Genomic DNA, 1,963 nt, shown 5'->3' on the forward strand with positions numbered 1-1,963 from the left:
AGGTGTACTAGTGATCTTGTGGCTAAATTTTTTAGGTTTATTTAACCACGAGCCTCACAGCTACACCGATTTGCTCCTCACTAGTAGACAATGACTCGCAAACACCACAGGAAAAGATGACCAGTGGGTCTTATCAAGCTGGAATATCTTTTCTGTTTGGATGAATATTAAGTGGCAAAATACAGAGTATGATACTAATAGATTTTTTAAACGAAATAATTGACAAGGATTTTACAGTGGCAAGAAACCCAGATATTCTTGTTGTAGATGATCATCAATTAATTTTGAATGGAACTTTCGAGCTGTTAAATCGGGAGTATTCCAAAGGTCGTATATTTAAAGTTCAAACAGTAAAGGAGACAGTCTCTCAGGTAAAATCAAAAAAATTCGATCTGATAGTGATGGATTTGTCGATTCCCAATGAGCAAGGGGAGAGAGCAGAAATTGAGTCGGGAATTAAACTTTTGAAAAATTTGCTGAAGGAATATCCTCACCAGAATTTCATGGTACAAACGAGCTATGTCAGAGCACTAGTCCGTATTAAGCACGAGATTGATAATCATCAAGGTGGGTTTGCGATCGCTGACAAATCATTGCTTGAAAATGAAATGTTAATGCGGGTTAATTTGGCGCTTCATGGTGCAACCCATACAAAAAATATTAAAACAGGTATCGAACTCAAACCGGAGTGGTTGGACGTGCTCCGATTGGCTTTTGAAGAGAGTTTAACAGATAAGGCGATCGCTAATCGACTATATAAATCAGAACGGGCAGTGCGGACTTACTGGACAAAAATTCAGGATGTTTTGGGGGTATATCCTGAAGACTGCAAGGAACATGGTAAAAATATGCGGATTCAGACGAAAATTCGTGCCCGAGAAGAAGGCTTAATTGATTGATAGGGGGACATGAATCCAGATGATAAGGTGGAGGATCTGGAATTATATTTGCAAAGAGTTCAAGTTATGCTATAGGTCTGCGCCTCCAGGGATAATATTTCTGCTGGTTGTGATGTTAATACGTATGACTGGAGGAATGGAATTTTTAGAATTGGTATTTCTCGACACAATGTTATACCTACGTCCAGTAGAAAAAGTTGATAAACGTGTAGTAATTGTAGATATTAATGCAAAAAATATGGAATCGGTTCAGCAATATCCGATTCCCAATGAAAAGATTGCAGAATTACTGATTAAGCTGAAAACCTATAAACCGCGAGTGATTGGGTTGGCTATCTTCAAAGATGTTTCTGTTGAACCTGGAAGTGAAAAGCTGGCACAGGTATTGCAGGAGAGTAATAATATTATCGGGATTGAAAAAATTGGCATTTTCAAACAGGAGACAATTTCTCCGTATAATATTATACCAAAAGAACAAGTTGGATTTGTTGATTTACTCAATGATGTAGATTACAAACAGCGATGTTATTTGTTGTCTGTACCAAATCCAGAGAATCTCAACGAAGAGAGATATTCTCTCGCATTGCAGTTAGTCGCTCATTACTTCAGTGCGGAAGGAATTAAGTTGAAAGCTGGAACAAATGACCATAATACAATCATGATTAAGGGGAAGGAATTCCCTGCAATTACTAATAATTTTGGCGGATATTTTAATTTTAAACAGAATGATCTCGGATTGTCTATTTTAATTAATTTCCGTAAAAGACCTCAACCTTTTCGTATTGTTTCACTACAGAAGATTCTCAATGGGAACATTGATGATGCAAAATCGTTTAGGGACAAGGTTGTGTTAGTTGGCAATTTTAATATGAGTACTAGTGATGTTGTTAGTACATCTGCTTTGCCGACATTCAAATTAGCAGGTCACATGCATGATGTTAGATATCATGCTCATGTTGCTAGTCAAATCCTCAGTTATGTGCTCGATGATCGACCAATGTTGGATAGTTGGGGAAATATCAAAGAATATATATGGATACTTCTATGGGGTTTTGTGCCCATCT

2 protein-coding genes are annotated in these 1,963 nt (G+C 37.3%); both read left to right on the forward strand.

Annotated features, from left to right (window positions below; all coding sequences use genetic code 11):
- Positions 1-188: 188 nt before the first annotated feature.
- A complete protein-coding gene (locus tag CALSC_RS04560; protein WP_088240225.1) occupies positions 189-899 on the forward strand; it encodes a response regulator in 711 nt (236 codons plus the stop codon).
- 112 nt (positions 900-1,011) lie between these two features.
- Positions 1,012-1,963 (forward strand): CHASE2 domain-containing protein (locus CALSC_RS04565; RefSeq protein WP_235006676.1); only part of this gene is annotated, 952 nt, incomplete at its 3' end.

The organism is Calothrix rhizosoleniae SC01 (assembly GCF_900185595.1).
GTDB classification, from domain to species: domain Bacteria; phylum Cyanobacteriota; class Cyanobacteriia; order Cyanobacteriales; family Nostocaceae; genus Calothrix_A; species Calothrix_A rhizosoleniae.

What these genes read in the sequence shown, in the direction of transcription:
- CALSC_RS04560 (WP_088240225.1), top strand. Translation starts at nt 189, where the DNA reads ATGATACTAATAGATTTTTTAAACGAAATAATTGACAAGGATTTTACA.